Raw genomic sequence first — 22676 nt, 5'->3', positions numbered from 1 at the left:
CGGAGCCGGATGGGGGTCGGCCGGCTCGATGCCATGACCGGCGCCGGGCCGGCGTTCACCCCGAAGCAGGGAGGCCTCAACTGCCCAGCGTATAGAACTGCTGGCTGGCGATGAGGGTGGCGCCGCAGGACGTCTTCATGCCCTCGACCGCGGTCTTGCGGTCGGAGCCGACGTCCGGCGTTCCTTCGACGATGGTGTGCGTGCCGGCGCATTTCGGGCAGGTCACCCGGTCGCCGACGCGGGCCATGGGCTGGCCGAAGACCACGACGGTCTCGTCGCCCTCGACGACCACGCCGCCATGCGAGGTGCGGTCGCCTTTGCGTATGACAGGACGCGCCATGATGAATGATTCCGGGTCTGGCTGACGCGCGGCGCGTGTCAGCCCAGCGTGCCGTCCGGCGCCATGCGCACGTCGCCGGACACGAAGGAGCCGTCCGGCGCCCAGCGCACCGGCGCCTCGCCGCCGATGTAGCGGCCGTCGGGCGTGCGCTGCGGCGTGCCGGCGACGTAGGTGCCGTCCGGCGCGCGCGTGATCGCGCCGTCGCCGCCGACATAGGTGCCATCGGGGGCGCGGCGCGGCGTGCCGCGGTAGTAGTGGCCGTCGAAGGCCAGGCGGAAATCGGAGCTCATGGCTAGGCAGACCTTATCGTCAGGGTGGAACAAAGCACGAAAACAATGCGCGAAAACGATGCGCCGGATCGCGCCGCGGTCCAACGCAGCGAAGAATGATATGGGCCTTCGCCGACGCCATCATCATTATTCGTTACTCATTTTGTAAGAGAGCGTTTCGTCAACCTTCTGCTTGCCGCGCCGCTATGGGATCATCCCGTATCCCATTTTCTGCCTGGAGGGAGACGGGCCCCGGCCGCCGCGCCGTCCCGTTTTCTTCCCCATAACAATGACAGACCTCGATACCTTATTGCAGCCGATCCCGGGCCAGGACCCGTGCGGCGAAGACCTGGTGTTCTCCTCCGAATTCGACCAGATCCGTGAAGCGCGCCGCTTCGATGAACCGGGGCTGGAGCAGGGCGACTGGGTCATCGATCTCAAGGAAGCGGACTGGCCGCAGGTGGCGCGCCTGTGCGGCGACATCCTGCGCACGCGCAGCAAGGACATCCGCGTCGCGGCCTGGCTGACCGAGGCCTGGGCGCGCCGCGACGGCTTCGGCGGCCTGCGCGACGGGTTCCGCCTGGTCGAAGCCTTGTGCCGGGATTATTGGGACGGCCTGCACCCGCGCGCCGAGGACGGCGACGCCGCGCAGCGCATCGGCAACCTGGGCTGGCTGATCAGCCAGTCGCGGCAGGTGGCCATGGAGATCCCGTTGACGCGCAGCGAGGCGGGCCGTTACGGCCTGGCGGTATGGGACAGCGCCGTCCAGTTGGCCAACGCCATCAAGCGCGCGCCGCAGGATGCGTCCGAGCTGACGCGGGGCAAGGTTACGCAGGACCAGTTCGACGCCGCGCGCCGCGACACCGCGCCGGCCTTCTACTCCGAACTGCTGGTCGATCTCGATGGGTGCACGCAAGCCCTCGACAGCCTGGACAGGCTGTTGCAGGAGCGGCTGGGCGACGACGGGCCTTCGTTCTCGGCCTTGCGCGAAACCCTGCGCAATGCCTCGGACCTGGCCGCCCGTTTCGCCCGCGACGCGGGCCTGCTGGTGCGCGCCGAAAGCGCCGCGCCTGCCGCCAGCGCCCTGTCCGGCCAGCCGTCCCCCGCCGATGCCGAGGCGGCCGCGCGCGGCCCCGTCGAACGCCTGGAGCCCACCATGACCATTCCGCCTTCGTCCCCGGCCGCCGCGCCGGCCGCGCGCGGCCCGATCCAGACGCGCGACCAGGCCTTGAACCAGTTGCGCGAGGTCGCCGAATTCTTCCGCCGCACCGAACCCCACAGCCCGGTCGCCTATCTGGCGGACAAGGCCGCCAGTTGGGGCGAGATGTCCCTGCACCTGTGGCTGCGTACCGTGCTCAAGAACGACCAGGGCCTGTCGGACCTGGAGGAATTGCTGGGCGTTCCCAAGACGGAGTGATGGTGGAAATCGCCATGGCGGAAAGCTAGCTTCCCGCCCGGAACTCGATCCGCCGGTTCTTCGCGCGGCCCTCCGCCGTGGCGTTGCTCATCAAGGGCTGGTCCGGCCCCACGCCCACCGCGTCGAAGCGGGCCGCCGGCAATCCCTTCTCCACCATGTACGCCTTGACGGCGTCCGCGCGGGCCTGGCTCAGGGCCAGGTTCGTGGCCCGGCTGCCCGAGCTGTCCGTGTGGCCGATGATCTGCACCTTGTCCGCGCGGATCCTGGGCAGCACGTTGGCCACCTCGTCCAGCAACTCCCGTCCGCGCGGCGTCAAGGTCGCGCTGCCGGTCTCGAACTCCACCGTGCGGTTGGCCAGCAGGTTGTCGAGCATCCCTTGCTCGTCCTTCCCCGCCGCCACCCGCAGGCCGTTGACGATCTTGTAGGTCGGATTCAGCGCCGTCGCCAGGGCGCTGGCGATCTGCTGCCGCGAGGCCTCGTTCTGCACCTCGCCGCGCAGGCTGATCTGCGTGCCGTCGATGTCCAGTTGCCCGCGATTGATCTGCTTCAACGGCGGCGAGATCATCTTCCCGACGTGCGCGCTCCAATTGGGCGGCGCCACCACGCCGCCCACGTCGATGCGGTCGATCACGTTCCCCACGCCGTACAACTGCTGCAGGCGGGCCAGCACGTCGGCCTTGGTCGCCTGGTCGGGAACGGCCCCGCTGGCGACCACTTGCCCCGGCTGGGGAACCACGTTGGCGGGCACCACCGTCGCCGCGTCCTGGGCGGCGCAGGCGCCGGACAGCGCGAGGGCGGCGGCAAAGAAAGCCAGGCGCATGTTCATGCTCCGATAAAGACTTCGCGGAAGGTGTCGAGCGCGGTGCGCAGCGACAGCTTCGGTTGATCCAGATAACTGGACAGCTTGGCCAGCCCGTGGCTGGCGTTCACGTGTTCGTTCACCCACGGCGCCTGGTCCAGCAGGATGTTCTGCGCCGCCAGCACCTGCGGCGTCGACAGCAGGCTGGCCAGCGTATGGGGCGACGCGCCGCGAAAGCCGATGACCAGCCGCGGCTTGCCGCCGATGCGGCCGACGAAGGTCGCCACCTCGAAGTCCGCCAGCGCCAGGAAGGGCGTCACCAGCGTCATCCAGTAGGCCGCCACCAGGTTCGCGTACAGCGGATCGCTGGGCAGCGGCAGCGCCAGCCCCTGGTCCAGGTGCGAGGCGCCGCTGTTCATCACCGGCTCCAGCAGGATGCCCAGCGCCAGGATGATGTCGTGCAGCCGCGCCTGGTGGCCGTCGCCGCGCAGCATGTGCTCCACGCGCTCCAGCGTCTGCACGTCGGCGAAGGTGTCGAAGCCGTCGTCCGGCGCGATATGGATGGCGCCTTCCAGGCTGTTCAGGGATTGCAGGCCGGGATTGGAGTCGGCCTCCGTCATCAGCGTCGTCGTCACCGCGTCCAGCCGGTTCCAGAGACGGCTGAACGACACCGGGCTGCGCGCCATGAATTCCTGCGGCCGCGAGACTTCCAGCGAGGTCGCGCTGAGGAAGGGGAAGCGCCGCCCCGACTGGTCCCGGCTGGGGCGCAGGTGTCCCGCCACGGCAATCTTGCTGCGCGGGCCCAGGAAGGCGAAATTGAAGCCCTCGGCGTCGTCGTACAGCGTCTTCCAGTGCGGATCCTGGGCCAGCAGCTCCATGGTGTTCGCGGCCCAGGCGTCCAGGCTGGCCATCAACTGGGGATGCGTGGTGCTGCGCACGAAGTCGCCGCGCGAGGGGATCTTGCCGAAATAGGCCGCGCGGTAGGCCGGCGATTGCAGGGGCGCGTTCATTGCTTGCCTCCCGTGCGGACCGGGGCGGCGGCGCGGTTGTCCGCCAGGTTGGCCGGCGTGGCGGAGACCACGGCCTGGGGCAGGCGCAGATTGCGCAGGCCCTGGCCGCTGGAGGGTTCGCTGGCGCCGGAGCCGGCGGCCTGGGCATTGCTGATGATACGCAGCGTGACGGGGACCGAAACGCCGGCTTTGGACCAGGTCATATTGAAACTACCGTCAGGATTGGAAGTGCGTTGCGCCGAACCGATGAGTTTCTCCAGGCCGTAGCGGCCGGGCTCGTTCACCACGTCCACCACGCTGCCGTCGAAGGTGGTGGCGGTGATGCGCGCGCCGGGCGCGCCCTGCGCGTTGGGCCACACGAAGTTGACCCATTGCGGCGGCGTATTGCGGTAGCGCAGTTGCTGGCCATCGATCTCGATGGTGTATTCGGTCACGCCCTGCGCGGGCTTGGGCTGGATCTGGAACAGCGTCTGGGGCTGCGCCGCCGCGCCGCCGCCGGCCGCCGCGCCCGACAGCGGGGCCACCCACTGGGCGAAATTCGCGGTGAAGGTCGGCAGCAGGTTGATGCCCAGGTCGCCCCAGGTGCGCGCCGTCAGCACGTCGCCGCGCCGCACGGTCAGCGGGCTCAGCGTATCGGACACGTACTTGGCGATGGCGCCTTGCGGACCGAAGATCTGGCCGATCTCCTGGGCGCTGGCTTCCACGGTGGCGTTGGGCGAGAAGGGATACTTCTCGGCCAGGTCCTGGTTGAACGGCTGGTAGATCTGCGCCGTCCACACCTTGTTCAGCTCGCGCTCGGCCGGTTGCAGCGTGACCGCGTAGGCCTGCACCAGCGGACGCACCAGCAGCGGGCGCAGCGTTTCGCGCTGGGCGTCGCTCAGCCCCGCCAGCATCTGCTCGTCCACCAGCTTCAGGGCGTCGGCCAGTTCCGATTCCTTGCCTTCCAGCGTCTGCCGCATCAGCACCAGCGCGCCCGGTCCGGGATCGCCCTGGTTGTTGAGCAGGTTGAAGCGCGTGCGGATCTTGGACAGGGCCGCCATGTAGTTGCCCAGCAGCGACTGGTTCTCGTGCGCCACCACCAGGCGCGCGACGTCGGAGAACTCGCGGCCGACCGGTCCCATGGGCAGCGTGTTGCCGGGGTTCTCCTTGACCTGCGGGGCGGTGCTCTGGCGCAGGACTTCGCGCTTGAACCAGGCCACCACGCCGGTCTGGGTCTGTTGCAGGCCCGTGCTGATCAGCGACGGGTTGTCCCAGGAAGTCTGGTCGTACGCGGTGTTGATCAGCTTGGCGATGGGCGAGGTCTGCGGATCGCCCAGGCGGTTCATGGCGTCGACGGCCTGGCTGAAGCTGGTGAAGGGCTGGATGCTGACGCCGCCGAGGAACTTCTTCCATTCCTCCGCGTATTCCGTCTTGTACATCGTCTCCAGGCTCTTCTGGATCTGCTCCGGGCTGCCTTCCAGCGTCAGGTCGTCGCGCGCGTTCACGCCCAGCACCCAGTCGGTGGTCTGCAGTTCCTTGCTGGAGGCTTCGCGGATGGCGGGCTGCACGTATTGCTCCCAGGCCTCGCGCGTGAACGTGCCGGGGATGGCGTAGCTGCCGGCCATCACCACGCTGTCCTGGTTGCCGACGATGCGCGCCACCGTCATGGTCTGGAAGCGCGTGGCGGCGCGCGCCTTGATGGTGGCGTAGGCGCGTTCGCGCGCCGGCATGCCCTGCATCACGGTTCGCAGGCTGCCCCGGGTTTTCTCGACCAGGGCCAGGTTCAGGTTGATGCGCGGCCACTCGGCGTCGGAGGAGCGCGAGGCGTAGAAGGAGATCATGCGCTCGGCGTTGCGGATCAGCGCGTCGCGCGGCATGGTGCCGCGGTTGGTTTCCAGCCAGCCGCGCCAGAAGCGCGTGATCTGGTCCGACAGGTGGGTCGGATCGACGTGCTCCCGGTTGGACATCATCAGGTAGGTCTTCAGCGCGTTATAGGCGTCCTGCGGATTGTTCGGCGAGGAGTCCTGGAACAGCGTGTCGGGCGCCGGCGCCGACACCGGCACGGGACGCGCGGCAGGCTGCCCGTTGGCGGCCGCGGCGCCGCCGTGCTCGCCGAAATTGCCGACCCGCGCCAGGTAGTCTTCCAGGCTGCCCTTGACCGGCATCAGCATGATCTGGTTCAGGCCCGCGTAGTACTCCTGCAGCAGGCGGTGGCGCAGCGCGTCGCCCTGGTACAGCCCCAGGCCCAGCGACAGCGGATGGCTGGCCGCATAGCGGTCCAGTTGCTCGATGCGGTCCTGGAGGATGTCCATCGCTTCCAGCCGGCTTTGCAGGTCGGAGCCTTCCTGCTGCATGCGCACGACCTTGTCGAGGTCGGCCTGCACGTTCGAGGCGAGCTGGCGGTTGCCCATGTAGGACCAGCTCCAGCCGCCCAGCACCAGGCCCAGCGCCAGCACCAGGCCGAAGAAGCCCAGGTAGCGCATGCGCACCTTGCCGGGACTGGCGTGCTGGCGCACCAGTTTCTTGTCGGCGAAGATCACGTTGGAGAACAGGTCGCGCAGGAAGAAGCCGTTGTGCGAGGACACGTTGTGCGTGGACTCGCGGCGCGCCGGCGCCAGGGCGAAGCGCTCGGCCAGCTTCTCGGTGGAGATGCTGCGGGCGGTGCCTTCCTGCAAGGCGCTGGTGAAGTAGAAGCCGCGGAAGATGGGCTTGTACTGGAAGGGGTTGGTCTCGAACAGCGTGGACAGGAAGGTGCGCAGGGCCGGCTTGATCGACGCGAACTCCAGCGGGAAGGTGAGCAGCCCAGGCGGCAGGCCGCCGGCGCGGCGCAGCGAAATCTGCGCGGTGCCCATTTCCTTCAGGCCTTCGTAGAGCTCGTCGAAGCGGGCGTCGAACAGCGCCAGCACGTCGCGGCTTTCCTCGGCGCCGTAGGGCAGGGTGGCGCCCCAGACGCGGTTGCGCTCGCGTTCGTCGCTGTCGGCGAAGAACTCGTCGAAGCCGGCGATCAGGTCGGCCTTGGTGAAGATGATGTAGACGGGGGCAAAGACCTCCAGCCGGTCGATCAGCTCCTGCACGCGCTGGCGCAGGTTCTTGGCCAGTTCGATGGCGAACTCCGGCCCGGACGCCGACAGCTCGTCGATGCTGGCGGCCACGATGATGCCGTTGATGGGCGCGCGCGAGCGATGCTTCTTCAGCAGGTCCAGGAAGCCCAGCCACTCGTCGCGGTCCTCCTCGTGCACCGAGTAGCGGCCCGCGGTGTCGAGCAGGATGCCTTCCGTGGTGAAGAACCAGTCGCAGTTGCGCGTCCCGCCCACGCCGCGCACGGCCGCGCCGTTCTTGTCGGCGAAGGGAAATTGCAGGCCCGAATTGATCACCGCGCTGCTCTTGCCGGCGGCCGGGTTGCCGATGACGATGTACCAGGGCAGTTCGTACAGCGCCTGGTTGCCGGACAACTGGCCGATCTTGGACGTCTTGATGGTGCGCACGGCCTGCGACATGCGTTCGCGCAAGGCCTGCACGTCGCCCCGCGTGGTGCTCTTGCCGGTCTGCGCCTGTTTCTCCAGCACGTCGCCCAGTTGCGCATTGGCCTTGCGCGAGCGAGCGCGGCGGATCAGGAAGACCAGCAGCCATAGCGCCAGGAAGACGGCGAGCGCCGTGCCGGCCCAGGTCAGCCCGGTCTCCGGCGTGTCGGCCAGGAGGAACAGGAAGACCAGCAAGGCGATCAGCCCGAAGACGATGAAGGTCCTCGGGCTGGACGCGATGCGGGATAGCCATGAGCGGACATCGCTCAGGAAGCTGGTGAAGCTGGAAAACAGTCCGGAAGGGCTGGTCATGTCTTTGACGGGGGGGAAGGATTCGTCGGAGGATACGATTCGAAGCCGGCCACGACGGCGATGCCGCGCAGCCAGGGATCCTGGGTCAGGGCGGCCAGCACCGGGGCGTCGAGTTCTTCGCTGGCGTCGGCGGCCAGCGCCAGGGCCAGCAGGGCCGCTGCGGCGCCGACGTGGCCGCAGCGGTTGCCCGCGGCGAGGCAGTCCTGGTTGGGATCCAGGTGCGGCGTGACGGCGGCGGCCAGTTGCAGGGTCTCGATGGGCCGGCTGCCGCGGTGGTCGGCGTCGCTCACCAGCGCCGCGAGGCTGTCGGCGGCCAGGCCATGTTCCTGCAACAGCGCCTGCGCCAGGCCGGGCAGGGCGGGATCGGCCGCGGCGCCGCGCGCGTCGGCGGAGACCGCGCGCCGCGCGTGAGGGGCGAACACGGCGATGCGCTGGCCCGGGGCCGGCACGGCGGCCAGCAGCAGCGCGGCGGCGGCTTCGCCCGGCACCAGGCCTTGCGGCTGCTCCGCCGTCATCAGGCGGCGCTGGCCTTGCCATGCGCTGGCGCGGCCCTGGCTGATGTAGGAGTCCGCGGCGGCGACGATGCGCAGCGGCGGCGGTTCGGGCAGGTCCGTCGCGCCGCGGCGGGCCGGGCCGGCGCTTCTCGCGGCGGGCGCCGCGGGGATGTCCTTGCCGGACGGCGCCGCGGCGGACGGGTTTTCAGCGGAGGCGTTCGCCCGGGCTGCCACGTTCGCCCGGCCTTCCATCTCGCCGGTCCGCGTGGCCAGGACATGCAGATGCGCCGGCACCGTGGCGTCGTCGGCCACTTCATGCGCCACCAGGGCCAGCCGGCTGGCCGGCCACGCGGCGCCGGGCGCGGCCACGCCGCGCAACGCGGCGCCCGCGACCTGCATGGCCCGTTCGCGCGCGGCGGCCGGCCATGCGCCGGGCAGCATCAGGTCGACGTGCAGCATGGGCCACGCGTTCTCGCGTTCGTCCGGGCCGTCGGGCATGGCGGTGACCAGCAGGTGGTCGACCGCGCGGTCGCGCGCGTCCTCCAGCACCGCGCGCAGCAGGGCAGTGGCGCGCAACGGCTCGTCTTCCAGCGCCGCCGCCGGCGCGTCGGCCGCCCGCGCCTGCTCGCGCAGTGCGGCGGTATCCAGCGTGGAGACGCACGCCGCGAAGACCGGGAAGCCGCGCACGTCCTTCAATTGCGGATCGAGGCCGGGGCGCGACTGTTGCGCCAGCTCCGTCCGGATGGCGGCCGGGCTGACGCCGGCGGCCGTGCGCGCGGCCACGCCCAGCACCGCCAGCCGCGCGGGCGGGACGGCGGGCGCGGCGACGGCCTCGGCGGGCGCCGCCGGCGCGCTGGCCTCGGGCTTGGGCGCGCGCGCCGCCCGGGCCACGCGCAGGCCCAGCCATCCCAGGCACAGCAGGGCCAGCGGCAGCGCGAAGAGGAACATGCCGATGTCCACCGCCGTGGGCAGCGCGCGCGTTTCCTGCCACCAGATGATGACGGCCAGCCACACCACGCCGAATACCAGGGCGATGATCAGACCGGACTTGAGGAGACGGGACATATTTCGGAAGCGAGGACAGCGTTGCGTTATTGGTTATGTTGCGGGTCGGGCGTCGGCATGGCCGGCGCCGTCAGCGGGGCGGGGGCGGCGCGCCCAGCTTGACCCCCGGCTTGTGATATTCCACGTGGCCCAGGTCCATGAGCTTCCAGCGTCCGCCCCAGGTCAGGCCAACGCGCTCGGCCACTTCGCCATAGAGCTGGTAGCCGCGCAGCGCCCAAGGATCCTTTTCCGAGATGACGATCTTGCCATCGCGCAGGAAGGCGTTGTCCGCGGCCAGGCCGTATTGGTGATAGCTCTGGTAGGCGCCGGCGTGGGTGACGGTCGAACCGCCCTTGTCGAGCAATTCCTGCTGGCGTTCGGGGCTGCGGTAGCCCTCGATCAGCGCCATCTGGTAGCCGTACTCGTCGCGCATGATCTGGTAGGCCAGCAGCAGGCGCTGGCGGAAATCCGGGTCGAGCAGTTCCCAGTCGCGGCTGGCCGTGACGATGCTCGGCCGGATCATCACCACCTCGGCGGTGGTGAAGGCTTCGGGAGGGACCGGCGGGGGCGGAACCAGCCTTTCTCCGGCCAAAAGGGCTTCAATTTGTACGTTAGGATTTCGTAAATCCGCCTCGTAAACAAATGTGTGATTGTGTCTCATGAGGAAAGCAAAAAGGGTCGGAAGAGACACCACGATCAGCACGCCCGCCGTTTGCCAACGGTGGCTTTTTACATATCCGCTTACGCCGCCGGCAACCCGGCCAAGACCCCCCAGGAAACCGCCCACATGACCCCCGGCCCGCTCTGTCGAACGGGCCACGCCCCGCCGCAGGCCGTGCAGGCAGGCGCGCAATCCCCGCAGCGTGGTGGTGCGCAGCGCGGGGAAGAACAGCCATGCCGAGATGCAGACGGCGGCAAGGAAATAGACGGGTAAAAGGATGAGCAAAAGAGGTCTCGGTGGGAAAGGCGTAATCTTTTGTCTTAACTGCGGTTGAAGCAATAGCGGCAACGCCTCAAACTCGCGTCTGAGTTCCTGAAATCGTAACAAGGTGCAATGCCCGATGGGCATGACGGCATCGCGATCGACGACCGGGATAAACGGAGGGGCATGCACCCTCGAACCACGGGTTAGACGCATGGCACTAGACGACGCGACATCGGCCGCACCCGGCCGGACGCCCAGCCTGTTGGCGGGACGTTCGGACGCGGGCGCGCGCGATTCCCAATCGTCGAGAATCCTGGCAGCGCTGGAAGGCCGCGCGCCGCAACCGGAACGGCAGCACATGCCGGCCGCGCGCGCGCGTTCGTCCCGCGCATGGTGGCTATTGGTTCTTCTGCTGTTGATAGGCGCCGGCGGCGGCGCCGCGTGGTGGCGCATCCAGCAGCAAGGCAAGGCCGCGCCGGCGCCGGGCGGCTCCATCATGGCCAATGCGGGCGGGCAGGGCGGCGGCGCGGCCAATGGCGCCGCGAATCCGGGCCAGGCCGCCGCGCCGGGCAGCGGGGCCACGGCCAACGCCTCGGCGGCATCGACGCCGGCGCCTGCCGCGTCAGGGCCCGCTGCGTCGGCGAACGGTCCCGGCGGCGCGAACGGCGCCGCCGCCCAGGCCCAGCCCCCGGCGCCCGCGCCGGCCGCCATCGTCGACGCCCCGGTTTCGAACCGGGAAGCGACGGCGGACGCAGCCCCCGGCGCGCGCGGCGAACGCGAGGACCCGCCGCCGTCGAATCCCCTGTCGGCCCTGGCCGCCGCCGCGCCCGCCGCCGCGCCCGCCGCGGCGCTGCCGGCCGCCCCAGCCGAGAAGGGCAAGGCGCCGGACGGCAAGGCCGCCGAGGGCAAGGCGGACGCCAAGTCCGCCCCGCACGCCGCGCGCAACACGAAGGCCAGGAAGAAGTCCGATGGCGACGCCGCGCTGCTCTCCGCCTTGATGGCCTACGGCCTGCCGCCGCCCTCCACGGGGGCCGTGGCGACCTTGCCGGGCACGCCGCTGGCCGAACGCCTGCAGCAGTGCCGCCGCAAACCTTTCCTGGAAAGCGAGCAATGCCGCCTGCAGGTCTGCGCCGGGCAATGGGGCCTGGCGCCGGAATGTCCCAACCCGCAGGCGCAGACCCAAGCGCCCGCGCGCCCTTGATGCGCCTTACCCGTACCGCGACGTGCCGACCATGACGACGAATGCCCTGGCCGACCTGCTCAGTTCCAACGCCCGGCTCTACAGCCTGGAGGGCGAGGGCGCGCTGGCGCGCCTGCACGTCGAAGCCTGGATCGCCCGCGAGGGGCTGTCGGACCTGGGCGAGATGCGCGTCCTGGCGCTCGCCGACGACGCCGCGCTGGATCTCGACGACATGGTCTCGCGTCCCGTGACGCTGTGGACCACGCGCGCCGACGGCAGCCGCGACGGGCGCAGCGGCGTGGTGCGCGAGGCCGAGCTGCTGGCCGGCGACGCCGGCATGGCGCGCTACCGCCTGACGGTCGTGCCCTGGCTGTGGCTGGCGACGCAGCAGCGGCGCAGCCGCGTCTTCGAGCAGCGCGCCCTGCTCGACATCGTGCAGCACGTGCTGGACGGCTATGACGGCTGCACCAGCCAGATCGCCGACGACGTGCAGGCGTACCTGGACGATCTGCCGGTGCGGCCCTACACCACGCAATATCGCGAATCCGACTACGACTTTGTCTCGCGCCTGCTTGCCGAGGCCGGCCTGGGCTGGACGGCGGTGGAGGACGGCGAAGCGCCGCTCAAGCATGCCGTGCGCATCTTCGCCGACAGCCGCGGGCTGCCGGAGGATGCCGAGTCCGCCCAACAGGGCGTGCGCTTTCATCGTGCCGACGCCACGGAGTCGCGCGATACGGTGCAGGAGCTGGCGCGCCGTTTCCGGCAGGGCGCCGGCCGCGTCGCCGTGCTGGGCTGGCATGCCGGCGGCAAGCATGCCGTGGCGGGCGAAGCCAGCGCCGGCGATGCGGGCGACGACGACGCCCTGGTCTCCGAATGGTATGAAGCGGCGGGCCACGGCGCCTTCGAGAACGAAGCCCATGCGCAGCGCCAGGCGGCCGTCGCGCTGGAAGGCGTGCAGGCGCGCAGGGAGACCTTCACCGGCCGCGGCGGCGTGCGCACCTTCCGTTGCGGGACGCGCTTCCGCCTGGAAGACATGTCGCCGCTGGGGCCCTCCGGCGAAAGCGGTTTCGAACCCGTCTTCGCGCTGGTCCGCATCGAGCACGTGGGCGTGAACAACCTGCCCGTCGCCTCGCGGGCCGCGCTGGAGACCCGGCTCGGCGGCATGGCGCAATGGCTGCATTACGACACGCCGCCGGCGCCTCCCGGCGCGCGCCGGGAGTTCGAGGCGCCGGGCGGCGCATTGGGAGCCGCGGATCCGTCGCGCGGCAAGCCGGCGGCCGGCCTGGATACGGACACGGGCGAGGACGTGCAAACGCCCGATGCCGCCGTGCTGGAGAAGGCCCGGAAGGTCGGCTACGCCAATGCCTTCGACGCCTTGCGCTGCGACCGGCCCTGGCGGCCGGCGCTGGCGGGGGGCCGCGGCGCCCGCTTCAACGGAGCGCCGTCGGCGCACGGCGTGCATACCGCCCTGGTGGTGGACGCGGAAGGCCGGTCGCAGGCCGACGGCAACGAGGAAATCCATCGCAACCGGCGCGGCGACGTGCGCGTGCGCTTCCACTGGCAGGAAGCGCAGAGCGACGGCGAAGCGCACAGCCGCTGGGCGCGCGTGGCGCAGCGCCAGTCCGGCGCGGGCATGGGCATGACGTTCGTGCCGCGCATCGGCCAGGAAGTGCTGGTGCGCTTCCTGGACGACGATGTCGACCAGCCGGTGGTCGTCGGCGCGGTGTACAACGGGCGCGGCGAGGGCGGCACGCCGGCCACGCCGGGCGGACGCACGGTGCAGGAAGCGGATACCTCGGCCTTCGCGGCCGCGCGCGACATGATTCCCAGCGGCCAGGCCAACCTGGCGGGCGGCAACGCCCCGGCATGGCATGGCGCCGCGGCGGCCGACGACGCGCATCGCAACGCCGCCGCCTTGAGCGGCTTCAAGAGCAAGGAATTCGGCGGCGCCGGCTACAACCAGGTGGTCTTCGACGACAGCGACGGCCAGCAGCGCCTGCAGCTCAAGAGCACGCAGTCGGCCACCGAACTGAACCTGGGCCACATCATCCACCAGGCCGGCAATTACCGCGGCGGCGTGCGCGGCGCCGGCGCCGAGCTGCGTTCCGACGCCTATGGCGCGGTGCGCGGCGGCGCGGGCGTGCTGATCACCTCCTATCACGGCGACGGCGCGGACCCGGCGGGCGAGGCGAGCGGCGCGCAGGCGCTGGCCAAGCAGGCCGACAAGCTGTCGCGCAGCCTGGACAAGGGCGCCGCGGATCATCAAGGCGTGCGCCTGGCCGCCGCGGCGGGCACCGAGAAACCCGACACCAGCGTCCTGGATGCGAGCAAGGCGCCGCTGGCCGCCATGCAGGCCGCCGTCGCCACCAGCGTCTCGGGCGAGGACCTGCCCACCGCGCGCGGCGACGCGGCCCGGCTGGACTCGCAGACGGGCGACGGCAAGGTGCCGCACCTCGGCGGCGCCGCGATCTTCGTCGCGGCGCGCGCGGGCCTTGTGCAGACCGCCGGCGCGCATATGCAGGTCACCGCCGGCGAGACCGTGCACTGGTCCGCGGGACGGCACCAGAACCTGGCTTCCATGGGCAGCGTGCGCGTGCACACCGGCCAGGCGCTGGGCGTGGTGGCGGGCGTGCAACGCGGCGGCGAGCCGGCGCTGAGCCTGGTCGCCGGCCAGGGCCCGCTGCTGGTGCAGGCGCAGCAGGACACGCTGACCGTCACCGCGCGCGAAGCCGTGCACGTCGCCAGCGCGTCGGCGCAGGTCGAGCTGGCCGCGCCCAAGCGCATCCGCATCGCCACCGCGCAGGGCGCCAGCATCGTGCTGGAAGGCGGCAACATCACCGTCAACGCGCCGGGCCGCATCGACGTGCACAGCGCGGACAAGCAATTCACCGGGCCGGATTCCATGTCGTATCCGCTGCCGGCCTTCGCCCAGGGCGAGGACGAGCCCTTCAAGCTGGGCCTGCGCCTGCAGGACATGCCGGGCGCCCACGGCGTGGCGCCCGAGGGCGAGCCCTGGCGCATCGTCAAGGTGCCGGCCGACCTGGCGTCGGTCGACGAGGGCGGCCGGCTGGACCCGGCGCTGTTCGACGCCGATCAATGGGACGAGGTGCTGTTCGAAGGCACCACGCCCGCCGACGGCACGCTGGCGCTGGACGAATCCCAGCAGCGCGCGCTCAACGCCAAGGTCACGCAGTACCCCGGCCGCGTCTGGCTGGTGCGCGGCCTGCATGCGCAGGCCATGACGCCAGCGCGCTACAGCACCGATGCCGCGCAGACGTCCTCGAACAAGGTGCTGGATGCGTTGAACTTCGCCCGCAACGGCACGCGGCTGGATGGCGCGCATGCCGATTGGCTCGGCGAGCATGCCATCGCCGACGGCGACGTCCAGGGCGTGGGCGAGCTCAAGCCCAAGACGGACGCGTGACGATGCGCCCATTCCCATAACTATTCTTTCTGCATCGGCCCGCCGGCCGCTCCGTTCGACAAGCCGGCACCGAACCCTGCATCATGCCCGATCTCGATATCGACAAATACACAGCGCAGATCGTGCCCGACACCATGACCACGGTGTCGGGGCAGTACTTCGACTTGAACCAGCCGTTCGCCATGCCGCGTTACGGCAACAAGTGCACGTACTACATCACCGGCCGCGACTACATGAAGGCCGTGGCCGATGCCATACGCGGCGCGCAGCATTTCATCATGATGGCCGATTGGCAGATGGACTACGACGTCGAGCTGGACAATCGCGGCGAGCCGGGCCATCCCGGCCGCCTGTCCGAATTGCTGGCGGAACGCATACAGAAAGGCGTTCAGGTCCGCATCCTGCTCTACGATTCGATCGCCGCCTTCCTCGACACGCATGACGACACCACGCAGGAAGCGCTGCTGAACCTGCCCAAGGGCAAGGGTTCGATCAAGGTCATGCTGCAGAACCCGAACGACAATCGGGTGCTCACCAACCAGAACTTCTCCCATCACCAGAAGTTCGTGGTCGTCGACGGCAAAGTCGCCTTCCTTGGCGGCATCGACCTGGCCTATGGCCGGTGGGAGACGCCGTCGTTCGACGTGGTCATCAATCCCGCCATTCATGTGATCAACGATGCGTACAACGAACAGTTGTACCCCGCGCGGCCGTTGACGGACACCGAGCAGGCGATGACCAAATCCGCCGGGGGGCGCCCGGGGTTTCGCGGACCGAAAGACGGCAAACTGGTGCTGGATCCGCTGACGCAGCCGCGCGAGTGTTGGGAGGACGTCGCGTTGCAGGTGGCGGGACCGGCGGCTTTCGACGTTTTCGTGAACTTCGTCCTGCGCTGGAACAGCTTCGCCCGCTCCGGGACGAATATTTTCGACGGGTCCATGGACGCGGGCTGGTTCGAGCGCTCGGGCGGCCCCAGCACGCTGGTCGATCCGCTCAAGCCCGGCGGTGGAAAGGCGACAGTGCAGATATGCCGGTCGGCGTCTTCGCTCCAGTTGCAGGACGAGCTGAGCCTGTGGGACAACAACCATCGCTATGTCAACGACGATTGGAAGTCGCCCAATCCGAAGCGCCGCAAGATCGTCCAGACGGCGCGGGCGCTATGGAGTTTCACCCACCAGACCAGCATCCGCGATGCCATGATCAACTGCATCCGGTCGGCCCAGGCGTTCATCTATATCGAGAACCAGTTCTTCATGACCGATTGCGGGGAAGATCAACTGGGCAATCGCGCGCCGTCGAGAAATCCCATCGTCGCCGAGTTGGCCAATGCGATCGGCCGCGCGATCTGGGCGGGCCGTCCCTTTCATCTCTATCTGGTCCTGCCCGAGCATCCGGAAGGAAAACTGGAGGAGAACTCGGTCCTGTCGCAGACCTGGTGGGCCTTGCAAGCCGTCAAGCGCGCCCGCAATAGCCTGATCAACCGCATCAACGCCACGCTTTACGCGAAGCAGGCCCGGGCGCGGAAACTGGCGACACGGGCGGAGACCAACGCGGGAATGCAGCGGGCGCTGGCAGCCTGGGGCATGGAGGACGAGTGGAAGAAATACCTGACGGTCCTCAATCTGCGCAACTACGGCAAGACCAAGGCCGGCGTCCTTACCGAGATGATCTATGTGCACAGCAAATTGACGATCGTCGACGATGCGGTCGCCATCATCGGCAGCGCCAATATCAACGACCGCAGCCTGCAGGGCAATGGCGATACCGAGCTGGCCGCCGTGGTCGTCGATGACGAGGGCGCGGGGATGACCGATGTCGGCGACGGCGTGCGGACGGTGACGCGCAAATTCGCGCGCGAACTGCGCATGGAGCTCTGGCGCAAGCATTTCGGCATGGGTGTCGAGAAGGGCACCACGGGCGTCCAGAAAGAAAACGGCCCGCCGGCCGGCGTGATTCTCGAACAGCCGCTGGCCAGCGCCACCATCAAGGCGATCCAGGCCCGCGCGCATGCGAATCGCGAGGCCTATAACACGGTGTTTTCGCATACGCCGCGCAATGCGTTCAATGACCTGCAGCAAGGGCGCCGCCAATATCCCATGCTCATGGTGCAGGTGCCGCGCGTCGATCCGAACGCGCCGGTCCAGTACTCCGGGGACGGCATAGCCATGCCCGGCTACAAGCTGGTCGAGGAGCAGAGCAAGAAGAAGCATGACTTCAGCAAGATGCCGCCGCTGAAACCTGCCTACATGCGGGGTACGGCGCACGACATCGACAAGGCCATTGCTTATCTGCGGGAGCACGTCAAGGGATTCTTCGTCGAGATGCCCCTGGATTGGGGGAGTGGCCAGTCCAAGACGCCGAGCGCGCCTGGACATATGGACTCGATGATCGCGGAACGCTTGCCCAAGGACAAGCCCATGGATCCGATCGGCACGCAGCCGCAGGAAGCGGTAACCTGACGCCGTCGCGCATCGGCGGGAGAGTGATTTGGACGCACAGGATTTGATTACGGGCTTCCTCGACAACGGGATGTTGGCGATCAGGGTGCTGGGTTTTTTGCTGCCGCTCATCAGCGTCCTGGGGATCGCGGGGGAGTTCACCCGCGGGCAGGGGCGATTGGGGACCGTTGGGTTCCGCGGCGCCGCGGTCTGGATATCGGTCCTGACCCTGGTTTTCGTCGTGATCTACTGCTTGTTGTGCATGGTGGCGGTGGCCAACTATGACCACAACTACGGCTTCGTCATGATCACGTTCTTCCTGGCCATGCTTCCCGCGTCGATCTTCGCGATCATCGACATCGTGCTCCATCGGCGGAAAGGGAAAAGCCAGGGATCCGGGCCGGCTTTCTGAGACACGCCGCCCCCGCGGTCAATCCCGTATATCCTTGAGAATTCGACTGAGGGAGCAAGGATTGGGAACGCAACTTTCGATCGCCGCATTGCTGGACACGGGGGCGGTCGCCGTGCGGGCGACCTGGTTCATCTGGCCCTTCGTCGTCCTCGTCGGCTTGTGCGGCGAACTGACGCGCGGCAGGAGCCCCGTGGGCTCGCCGGGCGCGCGGGCCTTCTTCACCGCAATCTCCATCGTCGCGATCCTGGTGACGGTGGTCTACAGCTCCGTCTGCTTCTACGTATCGCAAACGTCCACGCGGGAGTACTTCTACGTGCTCGTCGACGTGGCGACCAGCATGTCGCCCACGCTGGTCCTGGCCGTCATCCAGATCCTCCTGCATTACTGCCGCCCGGAACGCAAGGGCGACGCGGCTTGATACGCGCTTTTTGCCTTCCGCAGCCTTCCCCCCCTGCGCGGGGGAGGAGCATAAGTTCCTGGAGCGATGAATGCGCAAGATGTTGATGGCGGTCCTGATGTCGGCGGGATTGTTGGCAGGCTGTGACGGCGAGCCCACCTACGGAGGCATGAACTTCGTCGTCTTCAACTACACGCAGTTCGACATCGACACCGTGGCGCTCACCGACAAGAGGGGCAAGGGCGCCTTCACGATGCAGGTGAGCGTGGGCGGCGGCGAGGGCTCGGTGGCGTGCTGCTATACGCTCAAGGGCACCGAGTTCACGGCCAAATGGCGAGCCGCCGACCCCGAGATCCTGGGCCAGCATCTCTACGACAAGAACATCGAGCAGTATTTTTTCACGCGGGAAACGGCGGTGAATTTTCCGGCCACGGAGATTCCGCGGGGCGATGGGCCGGTCTATCTTGAATTGCATATCTACCCGGACGAGCACGTCGAGATGGCGCTCAGCCGGAAGCTGCTCGGCGACACCCGTCTGCCGATCGTGGAGACGACGCGCTGGCTATGGCGCGAGCACAAGGATGCATTGACCGGCTTCGGCAATCCCTATGAAGTCCTGCACGCGGTCGCCCACGTCACCAGGACGTCCTGGGGAAAATACCGCATCGAGGACGCCGCCGACATGCGCGAGTACATGAAGATGTATTTCACGGTGGCCGCCAATTTCGACCAGGACCCGGCGATCAAGTCGGTCCTGGAGCAGAAGGATCGCCAGCCGGGCGAATTCGCCCGCGCGATCGAATCCCTGCCGCCGGCGCGTATCGCGGCCCTGAAGCACGCCGGCGGCGCGCCGGGAGACAAGAACGGCTGAGGTCCGGGAAGCCGTAGCTGCGAGCCATCGCTCTGTTTTCCGTATTTCGTTAAACGAAACCTTATCGCCTGGGACCATTGCGGCGTCAAATAATGGTCAATAGACTGTCTCAACCAAACAAGTTCAAGTTTCGATAAACGAAACTTCTGAGACAACGTCTGCCAGCACGGCCCCGCCGTCGGCCAAGGTTTGCCATGACCACACTTGAATCGCGTCTCGCGGTGACGGCGGAGCCTTTCCGTCGCAATCGCGAAAGCATGCTCGCGCTCCTGCAACGCGTACGCCGCGTCGAGGCGGATACCCGTGAAAAATCCTCGGCGGCCCGGCCGAGGTTCGAGGCCCGCGGACAACTGTTGCCCGCGGATCGGGTCGGACTGCTGCTCGACCGCGCCGGCGCCTTCCTGGAACTGGCCACGCTGGCCGGCTACGGCATGAAGGCGGCCGACGCGCAGGGGCGTCTCGTCGCGGGCGGCGGCCTTATCGCCGGCATCGGTGAAATCCACGGCGTGTCCTGCATGATCTGCGCGTCCGATTCCGGGATCGAGGCGGGCGCGTTCCAGCCCAAGGGCCTGGAAAAAATGCTGCGCATGCAGGAGATCGCGCTGAAGAACCGCCTGCCCTACGTGCAGTTGATCGAAAGCGCCGGCGGCAACCTGATGAACTACAACGTCGAGAACTTCGTGCGCGGCGGCGAAAAGTACCGCAACCTGGCGCGCCTCTCGGCTGTCGGCATACCCGTCATCACCGTGACCCACGGGCCGTCGACGGCGGGCGGCGCCTACCAGACCGGTTTGTCGGACTACATCATCCTGGTCGAGGGACGTTCGCGCGCCTATCTGGCCGGTCCCGCCTTGCTGAAGGCGGCGACGGGCGAAACCGCCACGGACGAGGAGCTGGGCGGCGCGGCCATGCACTGCGCGGTCTCGGGCCTGGGCGACTACCTGGCGCGCGACGACCATGACGCGATACGGATCGCGCGCGAAATCGTGGCGTCGCTGGACTGGAACCAGGACGCCGATGCGCCGCGGCGCGGCGCCGCGCCTGCCGTGCGTCCTCCTCGCTACGATGCCGAGGAGCTGTTGGGCATCATGCCGATGGATGACAAGACGCCGGTCGACATGCGCGAGGTCATCGCCCGCCTGGTCGACGATTCCGACTTCCAGCCCTTCGGCGAGCGCTACGGCGAGGCTACCGTGTGCGGACTGGCGCGCATCGACGGCATGCCGGTCGGCATCATCACCAATAACGGCCCGATCGATCCGGACGGCGCGGCCAAGGCGACCCATTTCATCCAGGCATGCTGCCAGTCGCGCACGCCCCTGCTTTACCTGAACAACACCACGGGCTTCATGGTGGGGCGCGCCTACGAGGAGGCCGGCAGCATCAAGCACGGGTCGAAGATGATCCAGGCCATCACCAACGCCACGGTGCCGCAGATCACGTTGTTCTGCGGCGCCTCGTTCGGCGCCGGGCATTACGCCATGTGCGGCCGCGCGTTCGACCCGAGTTTCTGCTTTTCCTGGCCCAATGCGCGCTGCGCCATCATGGGGCCCGAACAGGCGGCGCTCACCATGACCACGGTGACCCGCGCCAAGCTCGAGCGCGAGGGCAAGCCCGTGGACGAACAGCGGATGGCCAGCCTGCGCGACAGCATCGTGGGCAACTTCCAGAGCCAGATGGACGTGTTCGCGACGAGCGCGCGCCTGCTCGACGACGGCGTCATCGACCCGCGCGATACGCGCGCCGTGCTCGCATGGACCTTGCGCCTGTGCCGCGATGCGCGGCGGCGCGAGGTCCAGCCCATGCAGTTCTCCGTGGCCCGTCCCTGAACCGTCTTCGTCGCCATCATGAACGATCATTCCCCTATCCAGAAAGTGCTCGTCGCCAACCGCGGCGAGATCGCGCTGCGTATCATGCGCACCGCGCGCCGCATGGGCATCGCGACGGTCGCGGTGTACTCGCGCGCGGACATGCGCGCCGCGCACGTCCAGGCCGCGGACCAGTCCGTCTGCATCGGCGAGTCCGCGCCGGCCGCGTCTTATCTGAATATCGACGCGATCATCGACGCCGCCCGGCGCAGCGGCGCCGATGCGATCCATCCCGGCTACGGCTTCCTGGCGGAAAACGCCGCCTTCGCCGCCGCGTGCGCGGACGCGGGCCTGATCTTCATCGGCCCGTCGCCCAAGGCCATCCGCGATATGGGCGACAAGGCCAACGCCAAGCGCCTGATGCGCGCCGCGGACGTCCCCTGCGTGCCCGGCTACGAAGGCGCGGAGCAGTCGGCCGAGACCCTGCGGGCGGAGGCCGACCGCATCGGCTATCCGGTCATGATCAAGGCCACGGCGGGCGGGGGCGGCCGCGGCATGCGCGTGGTGTTCGAACGGCATCTGTTCGCCGAGGCGCTGCGCGCCGCCCAGTCCGAAGCGCTGAGCGCCTTCGGCAGCGCCGCCGTCATCATCGAGCGAGCCGTGCAGCAGCCGCGCCATATCGAGATCCAGGTGGTTGCCGACCGCTACGGGCACGCGATACACCTGGGCGAACGCGATTGCTCGATCCAGCGCCGCCACCAGAAGGTGATCGAGGAGGCGCCGGGTCCGGGCATCGACGCGCGGACGCGCGCCGCCATGGGGCGCGCGGCGGTCGCCGCGGTCAAGGCCATCGCTTATGAGGGCGTGGGAACGCTGGAGTTCCTGCTGGACGGCAACGGCGAGTTCTACTTCATGGAGATGAACACCCGATTGCAGGTCGAGCATCCCGTGACCGAGGCCATCACGGGCCTGGACCTGGTGGCGCTGCAGTTCGAGATCGCGATGGGGCAGCCCCTGGCCTTGCGCCAGGAAGATATCCGCCTGGAGGGGCATGCGATCGAGGTCCGCCTTTGCGCGGAGGACGGCGCCGCGGATTTCATGCCGCAGAGCGGCGTGGTCGCGCTATGGCGCGCGCCGCGCGAGGTCCGCGTCGAATCCGGTATCCGTTCCGGCGACGAGATTTCCCCCTATTACGACTCGATGTTCGCCAAGCTGGTGGTGCACGCCGCGGACCGCGACACCGCCATCCGGCGGATGCGGGCGGCCTTGCGCGAGACCGTCGTGCTGGGGGTGCGCACCAATCTCGAGTTCCTGGGACGCTGCTTGGCGCATCCCGCGTTCGCCGCGGGGGCGTCGGACACGGGCTTCATCGCGCGGCATTACGCGGCATTGACGGCGCCCGACCCGGCCCGCCTGTGGCAGGACACGGCCCTGGCCGCCGCGCTGCTGAGCCACCCCGGCGGCATGCGCGACATTCCGTCGCGCCGCTTGCCGGCGCTGCTGGCATTGCGCGAGGGCGAGGAGGGGGACGCCGTGGCCGTCCGTGTTCTGCGGGAGAACTGCGTCTATCGGGTGTCCGGGGACGATGCGGCGCTGGAGATCGCCTTGCTCGATGAGACCGTCGGCGACGATGCGGCGGGACAGGTTTCCTATCTGTTGGATGGCGTCGCGGGCCGCGCCGTCTACGTCCGCGCGGGCGACGTGCTGCATCTGCACCGCGACGGCGTTGCGCGCCGCTTCCAGGACGTGAGCCTGTCGGCGCGAACCGACGGGGCGGACGACGACGCCAACGGAGAATTGCGCGCCGCCACGAGCAGCCGCGTCATCGAGGTGCGCGCGGCGGAGGGCGACCGCGTTGCGCGCGGCGACGTGGTCGCCATTACCGAGGCCATGAAGATGCAGACGCAGCACGTCGCGCCTTTCGACGGCGTGGTCCAGCGGGTGCTGGTCCAGGCCGGCGACCAGGCCAATGCGCGCGCGCTGCTCGCCGTGCTCGAACCCCTGGCGACAGCCTGACCCATTGCGGAATGCCATCC

Annotated in this window: 16 protein-coding genes; 9 read left to right on the top strand and 7 right to left on the bottom strand. The window is 68.8% G+C overall.

All coding sequences use genetic code 11. The features are described 5' to 3' along the window. Positions 1-76 precede the first annotated feature (76 nt). Together CAL29_RS22110 and CAL29_RS22105 are read right to left on the bottom strand one after the other, a co-directional pair. Positions 77-340 (bottom strand): PAAR domain-containing protein, encoded by a 264-nt coding sequence (locus CAL29_RS22110; protein ID WP_094855144.1) that lies wholly within the window; start codon positions 338-340, stop codon positions 77-79. A 38-nt stretch (positions 341-378) separates the two neighbouring features. Then, on the bottom strand, positions 379-630 hold the full coding sequence (locus tag CAL29_RS22105; RefSeq protein ID WP_094855143.1) for a hypothetical protein: 252 nt from the start codon (positions 628-630) through the stop codon (positions 379-381). 268 nt (positions 631-898) lie between these two features. Here CAL29_RS22105 and tssA point away from each other — a divergent pair, with 268 nt between their 5' ends. Beyond that, positions 899-2026: a type VI secretion system protein TssA gene (gene tssA / locus CAL29_RS22100; RefSeq protein ID WP_094855142.1), complete on the top strand. Its 1128-nt coding sequence runs from the start codon at positions 899-901 to the stop codon at positions 2024-2026. 25 nt (positions 2027-2051) lie between these two features. Here the strand turns inward: tssA and CAL29_RS22095 are convergent, their stop codons facing one another. The 5 genes from CAL29_RS22095 to CAL29_RS22075 all read right to left on the bottom strand — a co-directional run bounded on the left by CAL29_RS22095 (position 2052) and on the right by CAL29_RS22075 (position 10131). Continuing rightward, positions 2052-2846, bottom strand: coding sequence for an OmpA family protein (locus tag CAL29_RS22095; protein ID WP_094855141.1), 795 nt, complete (start codon positions 2844-2846; stop codon positions 2052-2054). A gap of 2 nt (positions 2847-2848) precedes the next feature. Further along, complete coding sequence (gene tagF, locus CAL29_RS22090) at positions 2849-3835, bottom strand: type VI secretion system-associated protein TagF (protein ID WP_094855140.1); 987 nt, start codon at positions 3833-3835, stop codon at positions 2849-2851. Continuing rightward, a complete protein-coding gene (gene tssM / locus CAL29_RS22085; RefSeq protein ID WP_094855139.1) occupies positions 3832-7647 on the bottom strand; it encodes a type VI secretion system membrane subunit TssM in 3816 nt (1271 codons plus the stop codon). The genes tagF and tssM overlap by 4 nt, the downstream gene beginning before the upstream one ends. Then, entirely contained in the window at positions 7644-9206 is a 1563-nt protein-coding gene (locus CAL29_RS22080; protein ID WP_094855138.1) for a hypothetical protein, read from the bottom strand. Before CAL29_RS22080 ends, tssM begins: the two co-directional genes overlap by 4 nt. Positions 9207-9276: 70 nt before the next feature. Continuing rightward, positions 9277-10131: a M15 family metallopeptidase gene (locus CAL29_RS22075; RefSeq protein WP_256977667.1), complete on the bottom strand. Its 855-nt coding sequence runs from the start codon at positions 10129-10131 to the stop codon at positions 9277-9279. A 190-nt stretch (positions 10132-10321) separates the two neighbouring features. On the opposite strand from CAL29_RS22075, the gene CAL29_RS22070 reads away from it, so the two are divergent. The 8 genes from CAL29_RS22070 to CAL29_RS22035 all read left to right on the top strand — a co-directional run bounded on the left by CAL29_RS22070 (position 10322) and on the right by CAL29_RS22035 (position 22656). Next, positions 10322-11311, top strand: a complete 990-nt coding sequence (locus tag CAL29_RS22070) for a hypothetical protein (protein WP_143277716.1) — start codon at positions 10322-10324, stop codon at positions 11309-11311. A 31-nt stretch (positions 11312-11342) separates the two neighbouring features. Beyond that, positions 11343-14714, top strand: a complete 3372-nt coding sequence (locus CAL29_RS22065) for a type VI secretion system Vgr family protein (RefSeq protein ID WP_094855135.1) — start codon at positions 11343-11345, stop codon at positions 14712-14714. 83 nt (positions 14715-14797) lie between these two features. Next, a complete protein-coding gene (locus CAL29_RS22060) occupies positions 14798-17173 on the top strand; it encodes a phospholipase D-like domain-containing protein (RefSeq protein WP_094855134.1) in 2376 nt (791 codons plus the stop codon). Between the two features lie 28 nt (positions 17174-17201). After that, positions 17202-17564: a hypothetical protein gene (locus tag CAL29_RS22055; RefSeq protein ID WP_094855133.1), complete on the top strand. Its 363-nt coding sequence runs from the start codon at positions 17202-17204 to the stop codon at positions 17562-17564. Between the two features lie 61 nt (positions 17565-17625). Continuing rightward, positions 17626-17982, top strand: coding sequence for a hypothetical protein (locus CAL29_RS22050; RefSeq protein ID WP_094855132.1), 357 nt, complete (start codon positions 17626-17628; stop codon positions 17980-17982). Positions 17983-18052: 70 nt separating this feature from the next. Then, entirely contained in the window at positions 18053-18832 is a 780-nt protein-coding gene (locus CAL29_RS22045; RefSeq protein ID WP_094855131.1) for a DUF3304 domain-containing protein, read from the top strand. 194 nt (positions 18833-19026) lie between these two features. Continuing rightward, a complete protein-coding gene (locus CAL29_RS22040; RefSeq protein WP_094855130.1) occupies positions 19027-20661 on the top strand; it encodes an acyl-CoA carboxylase subunit beta in 1635 nt (544 codons plus the stop codon). A gap of 18 nt (positions 20662-20679) precedes the next feature. Then, positions 20680-22656, top strand: a complete 1977-nt coding sequence (locus CAL29_RS22035) for an acetyl/propionyl/methylcrotonyl-CoA carboxylase subunit alpha (RefSeq protein ID WP_094855129.1) — start codon at positions 20680-20682, stop codon at positions 22654-22656. Positions 22657-22676: the final 20 nt, after the last annotated feature.

This window comes from Bordetella genomosp. 10, from assembly GCF_002261225.1.
Classification (GTDB): domain Bacteria; phylum Pseudomonadota; class Gammaproteobacteria; order Burkholderiales; family Burkholderiaceae_B; genus Bordetella_C.
The sequence above is the reverse complement of the archived record's forward strand: the minus strand, read 5'-3'. Positions and strand labels throughout refer to the sequence as shown.